Source organism: Paraburkholderia sartisoli (genome assembly GCF_900107685.1).
Taxonomy (GTDB): Bacteria; Pseudomonadota; Gammaproteobacteria; order Burkholderiales; family Burkholderiaceae; genus Paraburkholderia; species Paraburkholderia sartisoli.
This window is the reverse complement of sequence record NZ_FNRQ01000006.1, coordinates 289,225-306,368: the sequence shown is the minus strand read 5'-3', so window position 1 is coordinate 306,368 and position 17,144 is coordinate 289,225. Positions and strand designations below refer to the sequence as shown.

The 17,144-nt window shown below is 53.8% G+C and carries 13 protein-coding genes and 3 pseudogenes; 10 read left to right on the top strand and 6 right to left on the bottom strand.

What is annotated here, in order from left to right; translation table 11 throughout:
* The first annotated feature begins 3 nt into the window (after positions 1 to 3).
* The 6 genes and pseudogenes from BLV45_RS19265 to BLV45_RS28275 all read left to right on the top strand — a co-directional run bounded on the left by BLV45_RS19265 (position 4) and on the right by BLV45_RS28275 (position 5,561).
* Positions 4 to 915, top strand: a complete 912-nt coding sequence (locus BLV45_RS19265) for an SMP-30/gluconolactonase/LRE family protein (RefSeq protein ID WP_090535560.1) — start codon at positions 4 to 6, stop codon at positions 913 to 915.
* A gap of 167 nt (positions 916 to 1,082) precedes the next feature.
* The gene (locus BLV45_RS19260) at positions 1,083 to 2,018 is read left to right on the top strand and encodes a PDR/VanB family oxidoreductase (protein WP_090535559.1); all 936 of its coding nucleotides are present in this window, start codon (positions 1,083 to 1,085) and stop codon (positions 2,016 to 2,018) included.
* Between the two features lie 86 nt (positions 2,019 to 2,104).
* Positions 2,105 to 3,130, top strand: coding sequence for a porin (locus tag BLV45_RS19255; RefSeq protein ID WP_090535558.1), 1,026 nt, complete (start codon positions 2,105 to 2,107; stop codon positions 3,128 to 3,130).
* Between the two features lie 171 nt (positions 3,131 to 3,301).
* Positions 3,302 to 3,607: a hypothetical protein gene (locus BLV45_RS27215; RefSeq protein ID WP_143130453.1), complete on the top strand. Its 306-nt coding sequence runs from the start codon at positions 3,302 to 3,304 to the stop codon at positions 3,605 to 3,607.
* A 15-nt stretch (positions 3,608 to 3,622) separates the two neighbouring features.
* Positions 3,623 to 4,400 (top strand): annotated as a pseudogene (locus tag BLV45_RS27960) (IS3 family transposase); the annotation flags it as partial.
* Positions 4,401 to 4,554: 154 nt separating this feature from the next.
* Positions 4,555 to 5,561 (top strand): annotated as a pseudogene (locus BLV45_RS28275) (transposase).
* 707 nt (positions 5,562 to 6,268) lie between these two features.
* Here BLV45_RS28275 and BLV45_RS19235 read toward each other — a convergent pair.
* Positions 6,269 to 6,700, bottom strand: coding sequence for a hypothetical protein (locus BLV45_RS19235; protein WP_090535556.1), 432 nt, complete (start codon positions 6,698 to 6,700; stop codon positions 6,269 to 6,271).
* 547 nt (positions 6,701 to 7,247) lie between these two features.
* On the opposite strand from BLV45_RS19235, the gene BLV45_RS19230 reads away from it, so the two are divergent.
* On the top strand, positions 7,248 to 7,454 hold the full coding sequence (locus tag BLV45_RS19230) for a hypothetical protein (protein ID WP_090535555.1): 207 nt from the start codon (positions 7,248 to 7,250) through the stop codon (positions 7,452 to 7,454).
* 348 nt (positions 7,455 to 7,802) lie between these two features.
* On the opposite strand, the gene BLV45_RS19225 is transcribed toward BLV45_RS19230, so the two are convergent.
* The 4 genes from BLV45_RS19225 to BLV45_RS28270 form a co-directional block, all read right to left on the bottom strand.
* Positions 7,803 to 9,161 (bottom strand): hypothetical protein, encoded by a 1,359-nt coding sequence (locus BLV45_RS19225; RefSeq protein WP_090535554.1) that lies wholly within the window; start codon positions 9,159 to 9,161, stop codon positions 7,803 to 7,805.
* Complete coding sequence (locus tag BLV45_RS27205) at positions 9,158 to 11,194, bottom strand: transposase (protein ID WP_143130451.1); 2,037 nt, start codon at positions 11,192 to 11,194, stop codon at positions 9,158 to 9,160. Before BLV45_RS27205 ends, BLV45_RS19225 begins: the two co-directional genes overlap by 4 nt.
* Positions 11,191 to 12,207: a PDDEXK family nuclease gene (locus tag BLV45_RS27200; RefSeq protein ID WP_143130450.1), complete on the bottom strand. Its 1,017-nt coding sequence runs from the start codon at positions 12,205 to 12,207 to the stop codon at positions 11,191 to 11,193. The genes BLV45_RS27205 and BLV45_RS27200 overlap by 4 nt, the downstream gene beginning before the upstream one ends.
* Positions 12,208 to 12,573: 366 nt before the next feature.
* Positions 12,574 to 12,789 (bottom strand): helix-turn-helix domain-containing protein, encoded by a 216-nt coding sequence (locus tag BLV45_RS28270; RefSeq protein ID WP_090535550.1) that lies wholly within the window; start codon positions 12,787 to 12,789, stop codon positions 12,574 to 12,576.
* Between the two features lie 337 nt (positions 12,790 to 13,126).
* On the opposite strand from BLV45_RS28270, the pseudogene BLV45_RS28265 reads away from it, so the two are divergent.
* From BLV45_RS28265 to BLV45_RS19195, 3 genes and pseudogenes are all read left to right on the top strand, one after another.
* A pseudogene (locus BLV45_RS28265) lies at positions 13,127 to 13,633 on the top strand (TniQ family protein); the annotation flags it as partial.
* Positions 13,634 to 13,837: 204 nt separating this feature from the next.
* Positions 13,838 to 14,251, top strand: coding sequence for a TnsD family Tn7-like transposition protein (locus tag BLV45_RS27955; RefSeq protein WP_245753387.1), 414 nt, complete (start codon positions 13,838 to 13,840; stop codon positions 14,249 to 14,251).
* Positions 14,252 to 14,527: 276 nt separating this feature from the next.
* Positions 14,528 to 15,787: a TniQ family protein gene (locus BLV45_RS19195; protein WP_090535548.1), complete on the top strand. Its 1,260-nt coding sequence runs from the start codon at positions 14,528 to 14,530 to the stop codon at positions 15,785 to 15,787.
* A gap of 192 nt (positions 15,788 to 15,979) precedes the next feature.
* Here BLV45_RS19195 and BLV45_RS19190 read toward each other — a convergent pair whose 3' ends face one another.
* Positions 15,980 to 16,150, bottom strand: coding sequence for a DUF2442 domain-containing protein (locus BLV45_RS19190; protein ID WP_245753386.1), 171 nt, complete (start codon positions 16,148 to 16,150; stop codon positions 15,980 to 15,982).
* Positions 16,151 to 17,144 lie beyond the last annotated feature (994 nt).

The window sequence follows — 17,144 nt, the reverse complement described above, 5'->3', positions numbered from 1 at the left end:
GTAATGGTCACGACTCTAGTTAGCCGTTCGTACACAGATCTCGACATCGTCGACGAGGAAAGGCGTTTCGTCGCCGAAAGCCCCCTTTGGGACTATCGTGCGAACCGCCTCTATTGGGTCGACGTCGCTCGCCCCGCGATTCTGTGGCGGGATATGAACACGGGAAACCGTCATACATGGTCGTATGACGAGGAGGTAGGCAGCATCGCATTGTGCGAGGCCGGTGGGCTGGTCGCGGGGATGCGTTCGGGCATTTATCGCGTCGATACGGAAACAGGAATGCGCACGCCGCTGGCGAAGCCGGAAAGCGATCGGCCCTTGAATCGTTTTAACGATGGTGCGGTGGATCCGACTGGCCGCTATTGGATCGGCTCTCTCCAGACCGATTCACTCGCGCCGCGCGGGCGGCTGTGGCGAATCGAAGCGGACGCATGTGGCAGCGCGATGCTCGACGGCCTGACCTGCCCCAATGGCCTGTGCTGGAGCCCCGATGGACAACGCATGTATTTCACCGATTCGTCCACCCAGAGAATCGATGTGTTCGATTATGACGTCTGTGACGGCGTTGCGTATAACCGCCGCTTGTTCGCCGAACTGCCTGACGGGCGCGGCGTTGGCGACGGTGCGACCGTTGACGGGGACGGCTATCTCTGGAGCGCCAGTTGCGGAGGTTGGTGCATCACGCGTTACGATCCAAGGGGGCGGGTGGATCGCATCGTTGGCCTGCCGGTACGACTGCCAACGAGTTGCTGCTTCGGCGGCCAGAAACTCGACACGCTCTATATCACTAGCTCGACGCGTATGGGCGACGTTGAACTTGCGCAGCAACCAATGGCGGGACGACTCATCGCGGCCTATGTGGGTGTAAAGGGGGTGTGCGAGCGGACCTTTGTATTAAACACGCAGTCTATCTAGCGTGAGTATGAATTAGGGAAGGTGACACGAGAAAGGACGCTTCGATAATTTTTATAATAAGTATTACTAATAGACTGTATAGACAGTCACGTAACTTCGGGTGCTGGTCTGTGCAATGTCAAGAATCAAAGTCTGCAATTTACACAGGTATTAGAGGTGGAAACAGTATGCTTCGCTTACGAGTCAGCTCAATCGTGCAGGAAACGCCGTCAATCAAGACCTTTCGGCTGGTTGAACCGGATAAGAGACCACTGCCCGCCTTTAGCGCGGGTAGCCATATTGTTTTGCATCTCACCGATGACCTGTCCAGAAGCTACTCATTGCTGAACTCCGAGGAGGATCGACATGTCTACGAGATTGGCGTTGCCTGCCAATCGGACAGTACAGGGGGATCGAAATACATACATGATCACCTCGCGATCAACGATCTGCTTGCTGTGGACGAACCCATAAATTCGTTCGAGCTGGCACGGGAATCGGATAACACAGTGCTTTTCTGTGGCGGGATTGGGATTACGCCGATGCTGTCAATGGCTGATCGGCTTTGTCGTAGTGGCGCACGCTGGACGCTTGTTTACTGCGCACGCTCTAAAGCCAGCGCGGCCTACCTCGACAGGCTTGCGGCATATGGCAACCACGTGCATCTTCATTTCGACGACGTGGCAGGTGGGATTTACGATATCCAGAGCGTCGTTGATAGCAGTCCTGACACTACTCACTTCTATTGCTGCGGGCCTTCGCCGATGATAGAAGCGTTCCGCAAGGCAACATCTGCGCTTCCTTTGTCGCGCGTCCATCTCGAGTCATTCGTAACCGCGCAGTCGCGCGATCACACAGAAGGTTTTGTTGTCGAACTGGCGAGGTCAAGGAAGGTGGTGAGCGTGCCACCGGGCAGCACGATACTCGAAAGCCTGCGCAAGCAGGGCATTCCGGTGAGCTTCAGTTGCGAACAGGGCAGCTGCGGTGCTTGCGAGACCAAGGTCCTTGAAGGCCGGCCTGATCATCGGGATGGAATTCTTAGCGAACGCGAAAGAAAGGCTGGCAAGACCATGATGATCTGTTGTTCTGGCTGCATTGGAGATCGTCTGGTGCTGGACCTTTGAGACCAGGTGAACACAACGACATCTAATAATTTTAAAGCGAGACTAAGCCAGAAGAAGTCCATATAAACGATCAGAGGAGACACCCCATGAAGAAAATTACCCGGGCAGCAATATGTCTTGTAACGGCAATGCCGGCACTGTCCTATGCAAGTGGAAACGTAACGCTTTTCGGTATTATCGATACCAGTATCGAAGTCTCGAATGTCGGTAACGGAACGGTTGCGCGGATGGACTCGGGCGGCCAGCTCGGTTCGCGATTCGGCCTTAAGGGCACCGAGGACATTGGTGGTGGAAACACGGTGAACTTCATGCTGGAGCAAGGGATTGGCAGCAACGATGGCACGGCGGCAAATCCCACCCTTGCTTTCAGCCGCCAGGCATGGGTCGGAATGGCGGGAACGTGGGGCGAATTTCGGGTAGGTTTGCAGAATTCTCCGGTCTACATCTACGTCAACGGGTATCTCGACGCGTTCACGGTAGCTACGATTGGTTCGGCACAAGCGAGCTTCCAGACTCTCATTCCCCGAAGCAATAACGCGATTTTTTATCAGACGCCCAGGATTGCCGGGTTGGTGGCTCAGTTCATGATCGGCTTGCGCGACCAGACGACGAAGCCAATGAGCGGAGCAGCGAGCTATCACATAGGGATTGAATACGACCGCGGTCCAGTTAGCGCGGCGACGGGCTTTCAACGGCTGCAGAATGCGACGAACTCCTCGGTTCTCGAGGTCTTCACGGTCGGCGCATCCTATGCGTTCGGCCCGGTGCGCCTGTATGTCGGGTTGAATAACGCGCGGCAGAGCGATGGCTCGTTAAACAAGAACGCGTACACAACGTCACTGGCATGGACGATTAACCCGGCGAGCCAGTTGTCGTTTGGCATCGGCCATGCGTCCGATCGTACGTCAGCAGACAATGATGGCAATCAGATCGGCATGATGTATTGGTATTTTCTGTCGAAGCGTGACACGCTTTACTTTTCAGCGGCGTTCCTGAAAAACATGCACAAGGCGACCTATACTATGAACGGAGCGACTACAGTTGGCATTCCAGTGGCGTATGCGGGCGCAGATGCGCGGGGGATACAATTTGGCATACAACATCGATTCTAAGTTTGCATCGCTACGGCGTGCACCGCTGGATAATGCGGATAAGGCATTTAGCTACTTTTACCATGCGGTGATGCGAATCGAATCGTATTCCGGGTTTGTCACCGTCCAATTGCATATAGAAGCGTCTTTCAACGACTGAGAAGGCCGAGTTCGTCGGATGGAAAACTTGGAGTGAAACGCCTCGTTCGCGAACGCCCCCACCTGCTCGACGGCATTACACCGGAAGCAGCTTCTCTGTTCAAGGACCACCAAGTCTCACTTTGGGGCTTTTCTATTTCGAGGAGATCGAGTTTTTTCTGTCAAATCGAGGCGAATGAAATAATCCTCTTCATCAACCGACCGGACGGTCTGTTGAAAAAGCAGGCGAGCTCGAATGGAAGCCGAGATGTAGCCTTCGACAGGAATAGCAGCCGATCGAAGACACAGTCAACGCTAAGGTTAGCTAAAAAATTGGATGCCAATATTCCGTGGAATTGAGGAATAGAGGCACTGATGAACCGAGTCCGCAAGGCCGCACACACGAAAGAATTTCGTGAAGAATCGTGAAGAAGCAGTAAAGCTGGCAATGATTGGTGGCGTCAGCGTGTCCGAAGCGGCGCGTCGATTGTCGATCTCGATGAAGACGTTGGCGAACCGGGTTCTTGCTGCAAAGGACGACAAGTTGGATGCTGTTGGACAGCATCAAAGACATCAGACGGAGGCCGAGCTGGATAGGGTCAAGCGAGTATTGGCCGAGGCAAAAATGGAGCGTGATCTATTCAAAGATTTGCGATGTACTTCGCGAAGGAGTCGCGGTAAAGTACGACGTAATTGAACAGATGCGACAGCGGTACCCCATGGCGCCGATGTGTCGGTTCCTGGGCGTGTCCATCAGTGGCTACTATGCCTGGTGAAAACGGCCGTCGTCATTGTGTGCTCAGCAAGAGCTCCAATTCGAAGCACAGATGCGTGCAGCTCACGAGCATGCCCGGCAAACCTTTAGCCCGGAACGGCTGCAGAAGGATCTGGCGAATCACGGCGTCCAGATTGCTATTCACCGCATCAAGCGTTTGCGGGCAAGCTCGGCCTGCGATGCAAGCAAAAGCGCAAGTTCAAGGCGACGACCCATCCGACGCACGACTTACCATTCGCACCGAATATACTGGACTAGGACTTCGATGTAGGCGCTCCGGGTCAAGCATGGTGCGGTGACATTACCTATGTCGCGACTGATGAGGGATGGCTGTATCTGGCTGGTCTCAAAGACCTGTTTAGCGGAGAAATAGTCGGTAAGCGCGCAGAAATGGACGTCTGGAACTGTTTGATCTGAGCGTGCAGGCTATGTCCACTGTTTTCGAATCAGTGGATACCTCTCATGAGCTTCCCCTGAAATTTCGCCTTCCAGCAGGTCGCGTATAAACTCGACCCAAAGAAAGGAAACAGAGATGTTCAAGGTACCGCATCAGGTGTACACGGCAGAGTTCAAGGAAGCCGCCGTGCAACGAATCAAGGACGGACAAGGCGTGGGCGCCGTGGCCCGCGAATTGGGCATGTCGACGCAGACGCTGCGCAACTGGCTGAAAGCGTTCGAGGCCGGTACGCTGAATGGTCCCGAGGCGAAGGCCGTCACGGCGGAGCAGATGGATCTGTCGCGACTGCGAGCGGAGAACAAGCGCTTGCAGATGGAGCTGGAAATCGCAAAAAAAGCTGCGGCGTTCTTCGCGAAGGACCTCCTGTGAAGTTCGCCTGGATTGACACACAGTGCCGGCAATACCCGCTTGCGGCGCTGTGCGAGGTCCTTTGCGTGAGCGTCAACGGCTATCGTGCGTGGAAGCGCGGCGGCACGCCCGAGCGTCAGCGGCTGACCGATGCGCAGTTGCTCACGTTGATTCGGACGATTCACGCCGAGGTCAGTGGCCCGGATATCCGCGCATGCGAATTGGCCGGGATCAAAACGTACGTCCCGAAACCACTTACCTCGGCATCAAGGAAAAAGGGGCTTTTTACCAAACGCGACTTCATCTACGTTGCCAGGAACGACGAGTATCGATGCCCCGCTGGCGAGCGCGCAATTCTTCGATTCAAGACCGTCGAGAATGGCATGAATCTGAACGTGTACTGGCCCAGCGCATGTCCGCGTTGCCATCTCAAGGAGCGATGTTCACCCAGCGAATATCGTCGTATCCGACGATGGGAGCACGAACATGTACTGGAAGCGGTGCAGCGTCGACTCGACCGCAAGCCTGATGCGATGACCGTCCGAAGAAGCACTGTTGAACACGTCTTCGGCACGCTGAAGCATTGGATGGGTGCCACACACTTCCTGACCCGGACGCGCGGGCGGGTGAGCACCGAAATGAGCCTTCATGTACTGGCCTACAACCTCAAGCGAGTCACGAATATACTCGGGGTTGCGACGACAATGAAAGCAATCAGGATGGCTGAGAGCTGAGGCCCGGGAGGGCTTCTTGCGCTCGCGCTGTTCGATCAGATCAGCGCAAGCTCGATGTATCTGACCTGATCGACTCGATCAGCAACCTCGCCCGCAGCCGCGAAAATGGAGTTTCCACACGGCCTCGGCCAAACGGCGCCATGACCATCCTGGCAAGACGGCCTTGCTGAGTGTCAGACGTGCTCTCAAAAATGGAAGCAGTTGGCATCGGCATCTCGTTGTGAGGCTACCCGATAGCGCTATCTTAAGCTCTTTGGCTGCATCTTAAGCCGTACTATTCTTGATTTAACTCGTCCAATCGCCGGAGGTCTGTAAATGCATGCGTTTATACGAGAGTTCGTGATCGCTGCCCAACGAAGCCCCCGACTCTTTTTCGCACCTATCGTTTGTGTCCTGAAGGCAGTACGTCGAGAACCCGCTCGGATGAACTAATCCGCTGAGAATTTCACTTCGTGCGACCTGAGTAGATCACAAAGACAAGAGGTGCGGAGTAAGGTCACACTGACGAAACGCCACCTCATCGCCTCCATTCAACACGCACGAGCGTAAAAATTCGCCATAACGAAGCGATGAAGTGCGCCTTGAACGCCAAGCAATTCGCGAGAGCGTTCCCAGCAGCAATGGCATCCTGTAGATATCGCCGCGGACGCCGCCACTGCGTTCCGTATGAATCCAGCACTACGGTTAGCCGAACTACAACTCCGTGCTCACCACCAAGCGTCGCGATCACCCGAGAATTCTTGTCGCGCCGCTTCGAGCACACGTGCCGGTTCGCTTGTGAAAGACTCTGCCGGCGACAGACCGTCTAGAAACGCGTGCGGAGAATACAACCAGAATGCTCGCCTCCATCCTCCGCGATCATCATCGTCGGGCAGGATTGAAAGCAGTTCGGCGACTTCCGGACGGAGCTTGCCCTGCTGATCAAACTGGAACGCCGGATAAACGAACCTGCGGTCTCGCTTGGACCAGACACCTAGCAGCCGTCCCTCAACGCGCGCACGCGTCATATGTTCTCTCGGGTCCGCGTCTCGCGGCACCCCGATAACTTTCGCGACGCGATCGTCGTCCGGCCAACGCTTTTCCAGAAGCTCATCGCGAAAATTGATCGACGTCTGGAACGACTCGCTAAATGGGTTCATCGATGAACTTCACGCTCGTCACCAATTTTGCTGTTCACAACGGAACCCAAGTGATGCGAACAGCAAAATCACGAGGTCACTGTGCCTTAGAATTCAAGAGTCTTTCAACAAAACTCATTCTAAACCTTGATGTATAGCGTTCGCCTTTAACCCTATAACAGTCGCGCGTAATACTAATTGTACGAATAACATAGCGGTGGGCTGCGAAGTTGCCAGTTCAGACGCACCCGCATCTCGCTGCAAATCCATATATGTGCGACGATTCGATGCGGCGGAGACAATGTATGTATGCTCGACGGATTTCCCCACAAAGTACACGCTTTCACTGCGCTAGCGCAGTGAACAAATACTTTTACGCAGATCTCAAAGTCGCAGGTACTCAGCACACCTTGTCGCCAGAGTAATCGCCAGTCGTATTCGGTGCTATCGAAGGTACGTGGGTCACATTTAAAACACGCCGCTCGCGATCATTTGTGTTTCGGGATATGCGCCCTACAATGGCACTATCTGCCAATTTTGAATAGACTGCTACAGGAGCGGAATCGAGATGCAACACGAAGGCTTCCGAATGACCGAACGTAAGGATCGTGTGTGGATTGCAACTCTCCGAGATGCCGCGCACATTGGCATCTCGGATGTGAAGGCAGGAAGAATAGAGATCCTCGGTTCGCGCGACCAACTGGACCAACATTTCAGCGCAATCGCGGAAGACGCGATTGAGTCTGTGCGTGACCAGCGCCGCCTCGAAGAATAGGGATTTCGTACATGATCAGTTGGTAAGCATTGAAGTCGATTCACTCCGGCTCAAATCTGAGCCACAAGATCTGTCTCACCATGCAGGTGTTGACGAGTGATGGCATCCGGAAGCTATAGAGCGAATGAGACTCCTTGATAATCGCGTTACCGTGGGCACTCGCAGACTCTGTACAACTACAGCACTACCGTCGGAACCGTATCAAACATGACGTCTCGGGGAGCCACGTTGGCGTTGTCCGATGCGGTAGACTCCAAACGCTCTCCAAAATTCTGCTCGACGAAACACAACAGATCCCAAACGGGCCTCAACTTCCATCGCGCGTTACACCCGATCCGGCTTATCGATCTAGCTGCGAATCGTTTTTCGGTTCAGAGCGCTCCTCGCATGGCCCATAGACTCCATAAATTCCCCCGCGTTCGCCCGCTCTCGTCGTGGACGCTTTTCCAGTCGTTCTTCAGACATTGTAGCGCCGCTGCTGGCACGCATCTCATCGAGCTCTTCTTTTTCCGATGTAGTCAACGCCGCTTCCAGTATCCCACGGGAATTGCCCTCCTCCTGTCGTCTGATCCCACCTTGATCCTTCTTCACATGATCCAATTGCAAGTCAAATGGGCATCGAAGATCGTCAGGAAGTGAGTCGCTCGCAGGAGGATGACTTAGGAGTTGTTCTACGTCTCGACGATGTTCACTGTACATAGCCGAGCCATAGGCGTCTTTGATCAAAGATATATCTACTGCTTTCAGCTTGCGCTGTCGCATCAAGCGATAGCCGACACAGATCAGGTCCACCAGCATGCGCCTGACTCCGAAGGTATAGCTGTGAAGTTGCCCCGCATCCTTCACGGCGTCAATCTTCAGCCAACTTCCTGCGACGCGTTTACACTCGTCAATGAAGTTACGCCAGTCATCGGTGTCGGCCGATTCGGGAAGCATCACGATCGGATCGCATAACAAGCGATCCCGTTCGTGTTGCCAGCGCTTCTTCAGCAGATGGATGAGGTTGTAATTGCTGGCATACACAAATGGAACGTCCAAATACAGCAATGAAATAAGTGTATTTGTTACCTTGGTGTTCGCACTCGCCCCAAAGCTGATGAACTGGCATTCATCAGCAGCCATCAGTGCCGTACCGTCTCTGAAGGCACGCCACCTTGCCTGATCTTTGAGATCCGAAGCATCTATCCGCCCACGCGGCAAGTCAGTCCCGTATGCAAGTTCACGAAGCGTCTTGGGAAGACTCGGTTGTCGTCGGAAATTGTGGGTCCAGTACGGGTCAAGGAGGATCGGTTTATGCCCACTACCGATATCGACATAAGTCTCGCTAGCCAGCAACCGTCCCAACGCCTCAATCAATTCAGACTTGCCAATGCCGCCAAGCCCCGTCAGACAGATGGCCCGGGCATCCAGTCGTCTGGGGATTTTCGTCTTGTCGTACATCGCCTCGGTGAATGATCTGTCATCCTGGTACCGATCAATGCAAAAACCGATTGCTCGCTCAAGGAGTCCGCGAAGGATGATGTAATCCTGTTGGGTCGGCTCATATATCTTCTTCAGTGCCGTGCGAATACGATCCTCAGCTGCGAGCGGCGCCAGACTGTCCAGATTGTGTAGTGCTGGCGGCTTACATCGCACCTTGTTCTTGATCACCTCCTCATCCAGCAATTGAACAAATCTATTGACCCACGGGTTTTGAGTGACTCTCATTTTGCGTTTGCTGGCGACGCCACTTTCACAAAGGCAGCTTGAGCCGCCTTTGACTTTCGACAACCGGTTTTCGGCCTTCCTGTCTTCCTACTGCCGGCATCCCATGCCATGCCGGTCGACTCTTCAAATCTGGTTTCTATCTCAGACTTAACCGCCTGTTGATGCTCCCGAAGCTCGGCTTTCAGGATTGACTTCTGCGCCGCTCGCTGCTCCAGCTCATAGATTGTCACGGAGAGCTGGCTTTCGTCGTCGCGAATCGGCAGCACAGCAGCAATCTCAATGATTCGACCATCAATTTCAATCCATGCATACCGCACGCACAGGTCAAGTACATAACCCGTCCATTCCAGACGTTGTCCTCTCGCCACCCGATCTATAACACCTGTGGCACGCAATTCTGAAGAGTCAAACCTCTGCCCATGAAGATAGACACCATCACTCTCCACCGTGAAGGGCACCTTAGTGAGAAATCTCCTGACAGCATCCTGGAACGAGATCGCTAACGCATCGGTTCTCCCTTTCCTGTCAAGATAAGCCCATATTCCCGCGGGGGTGGGCATGGTTTCCGCATCAATCATCTCCGGTGTTAGCTTATGTGAAACGTCGCTGGAGTGGTTTCTCTCGATAAGGCGATAAATCTCCCGAACCGCCATCTGCACCGGATTGAGATCACTTTTAACATAGGTTGGCTGCCCTTCAATCGTCACAGACCTTGGGTTCGCAGTTTCGACAGTGGCCTTTGATCGTCCCGAATGGGACGGGGGTAACTCGCGAAACGGAATCAGATCTCCGCATTGCTCGCGTAGGTCAGCCTTTGATCCAGGCCCTCGGTCTGCGACCCAGAACGGTGAAAGACCGACGCTCTCCCACTCGCCGGCGTTCAGGTGAATGCCAAATAGTCTGGCGAATTCCACTTTGGGAATTGCGGCACAAAATTGCGCCATCCGATATGCGTCGCTACGCTCCTTTGTGAGTGAAAAGCCGATCCCAACTGAGTACGACGAACCAACGTCAATAGTCCGTACTACACAAAGTGGTGGGAGTATCTCCCCACCGACCGGGCTACTCGGATAGTCGCTGGTATAATAGCCATCGCTCTCAACCCGTTCCATCAGATTGGCCACAGCTGATGAGAATCTTCCTGCCGATGCGGACGAGCGATTACGAACGCGATCGTCCCCATACAACGCACGTCGGACCTCCTCTGGGGTGAAATAATCCAGTACGTGATAACGATATTGCCCATACGTGGGAAACGGTCTGGAATCTGGATGATAGAAGCGTTTTCGGCCCTTCTCATCGGTCAGCACCTTGCAGCCAAAATCTGCAACCATAGCCTTGCTATAAATTCTCAGAAGCGGCTTGCCGAGACCACGATGTCGAACGTAAGAGTTAACGATGTTTTCCTTCATCTTCTTGTCAACCCGGTAGCCGCCTGCGGCACCGCGCTTTATAGAACGACGGCCATATTTCGGGCCGTAGGCACGCTCGGGGCTGGCCCGATCCCAGTGGCCGATTTTTTCAAAGTAATCGGGGCACAAAGCAAAGACATTCCGTCCGAAAAGCAGGTAACTGAAAAACCACGTTCTCAGCCGCGTCTCGTTCTTCCCGAATGCTCTTGCACACCGGTTGATCTCAAGTGTCGGATTCTCAGCCGACAGGATTTCCACTTCCCGCGCAAGCAGAGGTTCAATGTGCTCGAGCCGTTTCTCAGCTCGCCCCTGTAACGTCAGTTCCCTGCCGAGGCGAACCAGATCAGCTTTCCAGATCTTCTCCTCGCTCATGTTGCTTAGCCAGGGAGGGAGGGTTTGCTGCTCCTCTATAACAGTCAATTCGTTAGCATCAAGGCCACTCTCGAATTCGGACCTTTGCATTCCTATCAGAATGCTATTTGGACGAGCCCTTGGTTTTAGTATGAAACGAACGAGCCATACCTTCGAGTGAGCAGCGTCACTTTTGAGAAAATAGTAGGTAGCATCTTTATCGAGTCCCCCGAATCCGTTAGCTGCGGCAATTTGAGTTCCGATCATCATGATGATGCCCACCTCGCAAACCAGTGGGCGTATCGCCCAAGAACGTCGCACGTTTCAATTTTCAGAGGTCGGTCAAACAGAACTGGCCGGAAAAGATCAACACGGAGCTTGCGTTTCCAGATCGCCTGGTGAAGCACGACCTTGCAATCCTCAAGCGTGCAGTCAAGCACGGTACACAGTGATCTCGCGCACTCCAGAACCGATATCTTCGAACCGATAATCTCGCCGTACCTTTGAATCAGAATTTCCTGCGATCCGGCGTCCAGTTTCGTTGTCCTGTTGAGGTATGTGTACGACACCTGCAAATTCGCCGCGACGTCCGTGTCAATATCCGCCTCTGTCACGCGAATGGTGGGAATTCCGACATCCTGATAGTAGACATTCTCTATTTCATGGCGGCGCTGAGATCTCGCCTCTTCACGTGCCTGTCCGGCAAGCGTTTGCTTCAACCCCAGTCCTCGCCGGAATCCGTTCGCATCCTTTTTCACGGTCCAATTCACGCAGTAAGGAGAATTATCTGACCCCTTTAAAAACAGAAGGAGATCGCCCACATAAGGCATCGGCGCCCGTCGCATCTCTGATCCACCGCTCGGGTCCCGGATCGTTACCCTCGGATGCGAGGAAAAGCACCCCAGCCGAACTGCGACATCAACGGTGCCTCGGAACCAGGGCAGCCCGCTCACTCCAGGGTAGCCATAAAGCGGATGCGGCCAAGGGTCGGTTGAGAGGACCAGTTGCTCCTGGATCGAGAATAGCCAGGGGTTGTACAAAGCCAGCAGCGCAGCCTTTCGTTCCGGCACGGAAAGAAGATGAATATCGCGTCCAAGGAAGGCAGCATACACAAGCGACGGTCGCGACCTTCGAGGCGCCTCTTTTGGATTTGCACGAATTCCCGGTTCGTATTCCGTAGTCCAGCCCCGAGGTTGGCGCGATAGCAGGCGATAGAAGAGTCGCTCGCTTCGGTCACATGACGTGCGGGCCTGTTGCGACGCCAATTCCGACATGCTCGACATCGAATTCTCCCAAGATAACCATCAGTTAGTTATCCAGACCCAAGCGCCGCGCTCCTAAAGCGTTCGCTCGAGGCCTAAACAGCGAATTGGGGGGAATTCACGCCAACGATACGGAATAGTGCGCCGTTGGAAGTGCTTGACAGCACTGCCATACCGTTGCAAGATGGGCTCGTCAGGCAGCAAACCGACAGGCACACCTCAAAAGGCCAGCTATCTTTTCCACGAGATAGCTGGCCTTGTGCTTTTCGCACCCCACTTTCCCACGTGCCGATCTACGGCATAGACATCCTCCTTTCATCCGGACACTTTTCCATAAGCGCCTTCACGTTAGCGCTCTCCGCTTAGTCTCGTATTTTCAGGAGCCGCCTAGCTATCCATAAGCGAGCATTCGACGGACAGTTTGATACCAAGGGCCACGGAGATACGATGTGCCTCGCCCCTTCGACCACGCGTTCGCCCCCCAAGCACCGCATAGACGTCTTCGCGCCGAAATCCATGAGCTGCCGCCCATTCGGTCACTGATAGCCCCTGCGCCTCGAAGGCAGCCAGGACCTCCTCTCTTGTCCGGGTATGTTTGGTCATTTTCGGTCGCATCGTAAAGTCTTGGAGCGCATTCGTTCAGATTCCATCGGAACGCTGTGGATTCGATCGAATTCAGGCTAGCACAGTTTCCCTTTAATATAAAGTTTTCCAGTCCTTAACATTAACGCATACATCGCGAGTATTGAAAATAGAACATCACACGTACGAATATCTCCTGATGAATTTTTGAGATTTTTCCATTGCTCTACGACCAGAATGAATATCACGCGACTTTCTGGATATTCATGCAGCGATGTACTATGTTGGAGGAGGAGCAGTCAGGAATTCATGAAGCAGTATCGGGAGTTCTCCGCCAAACCACCCTCAAGCCACCTCAATGCACGATATCTCGCCGCGTCAGGGTTCGTTTAATTTTGAATCGGACTTACCCATTACCTCGTGGCTACCAGATGAAACGCTCTTCAGTGTTGCAGGTCGACATCACATTCTGTCCGGGAATTGCCATGCGTCACAAACGTTTCTCCAGTTGTTCGGACATCCAAGATTCAGATCCCACCACGATCTCCCGTCTCGCATTGATGTATTCGTTGAAAATACTCGAGGTGTATTTGGCAACGCGCGACAGGTTATTCTTGGGCATACGCTACTTCCTTTCTATCTACCTTTGAAGTCGCCGGAACACCTGGACGCGGCGCTAAGCGCTATGCGCGGAAATCGAGTCGGAGCATTGAAGTACCAGTTGGGAATGTTGGCAAATCATTTCGAAGCACATCATCCACTAAGGGCATGCACGACATGTATGGACGAAGACGTCAACGGCTTTCATGTGGCCTACTGGCATCGCACACATCAATACCCCCTAGTCTGGGTCTGTCCGCGACACGGAACCGTTCTCCTTGAATCAACTGCCAGACAACCAGGACCTCACCACTATGACTGGCATCTCCCGCAAAGAAGTTTTCTTAAACCTCCGGTCACCTCCTCGTCCGCTCTGATGACGAGTGATCGTGGCTTACTTGCACGACTCACTTTCGCCGCTATCGGACTGGCAGAGCTCGCAACGACTGTATGCCTTGACCGGCAACGAATGACCCAGATTTATAGGCAAAGACTCTCTGATCTTGGGCTGAAAGATTCATTCGGCAAACTTGATGTAGGAAGATGCGCCGCCTCAATCCTTGATATGGCAGTTCCGCTTCGAGAAATATACGAACTGCTTCCTCTCCCTTCTTCAGCGGATACGGCACGCGCATACGTTTCCCGGCTTTGCTGGTTGCCCGCCGGCAACTTGCATCCGATCCTGCATCTGTTTGCAATCGTCTGGCTGTTCGACACGTGGCAGAAGTTTTTTGCTGCATACAGGCTTGAAACTTCCAAATTCAATCAATCGGATCTAGAGTCGTCTAGCGTATCCATAGACAAGCAACTTCAAAACATAAGGAATGCTTATCGCGAAGAATACGACCTAACCTCGAAAGAAATTAACCAAGCTCAAGGTTAAAAAAAATGAGGTGATAAATTGGATCTTCCGATATTACAAAACTACATTCACTTTGTCCGACTCAAGAATGCATGACAGGCATCTCGGCTGGGTTTCTGTAGATGTCGGCGTCAAGCTGACGCCCTTAGCGCAATCGGAAACCGCTCACAAGACGGTGGTTTTGATTCGCTATAGAGATGTTGAACAGGATCTTCATCACCAGGTGGTTTTGCATCATGGAAGCCTTATCTTGGGCACTAAATTCAACCTTGCCTTTATGAATCAAGAGGATCTGATATGGCTATTGCACTCCCTCTTCCCGACGAATTCATCCGCGGACACTACGGTCGGCTCCGGCAATTGCATAAATTTAGAATCACACAACGATGCAAGTCACTTCGCTTCCTTAGCAGCAGCGATTTGAAAGGCGAAAATCAACAGCTGCCGCATCAATTGGTTGCTTCCGCAATTGGGATGGATACTTCGACATATTTGATGCGTCATTCACTCGTCCCGTTTCTATACCTTGCCGCACCAGATGAATCGTCAACCACTGATTTTGAGACGCCTGGAGCAAAGAAAGGAATAGCCACCTGTCTAGCGAGACCGAATGCCTATTTCTGCATCGATTGCATACAATTTGACCGTGAAACGCAACACTTCTCTTACTGGCGGCGAGAGCATCAATTGCCAGGGGTTGATGTGTGCCAAGAGCACCGCCAGCCCCTTATGTGGATCGGCGATGCACGAGCATTTGAATGTCCTCCCGAAGCCTGGCAATTCTCGGCCCAGCCAGTCTCACCCGACCTCGCCAGCCTCCACTCTCTGCCCATTATCGGCCGCTATTGTTCAGTCGCAAAGAGGTTCCTCACGGGGGGACAGCGGGTGTGGCTCCACTCCGCCGCCGTTCATCACCGAATGCATGCGGCTCGCCACGACCTTAGGGTGGGGCTAAGAGGCAACCGGCCAAATCTTTCCTCATTTGTGGCACGGAATTTTCCGAACTTGTGGCTCGAAGAGCACTTCCCTTCGCTACTAAACATGGGAAATGATAAATCGTGCGCGGCAATCGATGCTGCTTGCCGATCGGCTCAGCACACCGCCGGTATGGTGCACGCGATGATACTTGCAGCCACCTCGGATTGTTCGACCACTACGCTGGACGAGTTTTTTTCGCCGATAAGTCAAAACTTCCTCGAGTCTCTACGACATGTCCAACGCGAAAATCGAAGTTCACAACAGCGAAAGAAACGCGCACATAACGAGAATCGAAAACGTGCGCGCATCGCCGCCGACAGGCACGCTCTTTTAGCGCCGTACCTTGAGCACCGAGGCGTTTATTCTGAAATAGCGAAAGCTTTTGGAGTAAGCGTGATGGCTGTTTCAAAGAGATTTCGCAGGGTCGAGCTGCCGTCCCTTGCCAGGAAACCTCCGCAGATACAGAATGAAATCCTGGTCGGCTTAAAGAATGAGCTTGCCCGCGAAACGCACTGCGCAACAACCCACGACGGAATGCATTCTTCGTTGGATCACCCCCCGGCTGAGTTCACACCATAACAACTTTTCAGCTCCGGCAGTCCAGCACTAATGTCTATATGAGGCAAGAGCGCAAGGCGCAACCCTGTGAACAATCGCACCCGAGCAATCACGCGAAAAAATGTGGAAATCCGGCTTGAACACCTAGAAACGCCTAGCTGGCACATCGTGCAACTGCGCTGAGCCTCGCTGCATCGAGAAGGTGTTAATGCATTACGCCGAGAGGTGCGACCGATGAGTCATGTCGCTGCTACCGGCCAACAGCCCTTCAATGGAAATGTCCTCGACGATGGCTTCCCCGTGCCGGCCATAGCGGCAAATAGCGCACGCGGCTCGCTGCTCTGGTGTGGCGTGCAACAAACGAGGGAACCAGGCCAGCGGCACGCCGGGTGTGTGCGACCATCGACCAGTTCAACCTACATGGTGAAGTCGTCGAAACGGACTTCCCTAGCTGAAGTGTGCTCATTCAAGCCTTCTCGATTTCGTTGCCCGGGTTCAACTAGCCTTTTCGCGGGGGCAAGGTCCTGCATGAACATCGCCTCGTACCGCTCGATCAGCCACACGAGCGCCATCAGCCGGTCGCCCATCCGGCGAACCGGACACCGAGTCGAGGTCAACCAGCATCGAGACGGTTCTGAGCGCCTGGCGATACTCCTCGTCGTTTTCGATGCCATACTCGGCCATGGTTCGCGCCCGGGAAAATGCTACTAGTGTGCCGGCCAGCGGGCCGTCTGCTGTTCATTGCCACTTCGGTATGCCGCGGACGCAGTCCGCAGAATCCCAGACATACGCAAGATCGAAATCCTGCCGGCCGCACCGGCCGGCGGGGGCCAGTTCATACCGCCCACTTAGTGGTAGCTCTCAAGCGGCCACAGCGCGAGCGGCGCCACGAGTCAGATACGCAGGTCGTTCGGGCACCTCTCTCGTTCGGCGGTGCCCGCCGGTGTCGGCACCGACCCGGGTCAGGTGCCGCGACGCGTCTGTCCAGAATATAGAACCTAACCGCGTGGAATTTTGCCATTCGGCCAAGCCAAGAGTACCCCCCTGCTCTCGCCAAGTCAGAAGCCCCTGAAACGGCGTTACCCCCAAGTTTCACCCGTCAAACACCAATCTAATTAATATAGAAGTTATCAGAGCAGGCGGCGACTTCAGACCCCGCCCTAAAAGCTGCGAATTTCGCTCACACAACTTGCGCAACGCATAGCCCACGTAAGATCTTCCCGGCACGCTCGGCGCTGATTCTCAGATCCATCGCCGGCGACCGCGGCCGCGGTGGCGAATGACAAAGGTCCCGGCTCTATTTCCGGGCCAACGGGGCTGATCTTCGCGCGTCCACCAATCTCCTTCTATGCCAGACAACGGTAGCCGACCTAGCAGT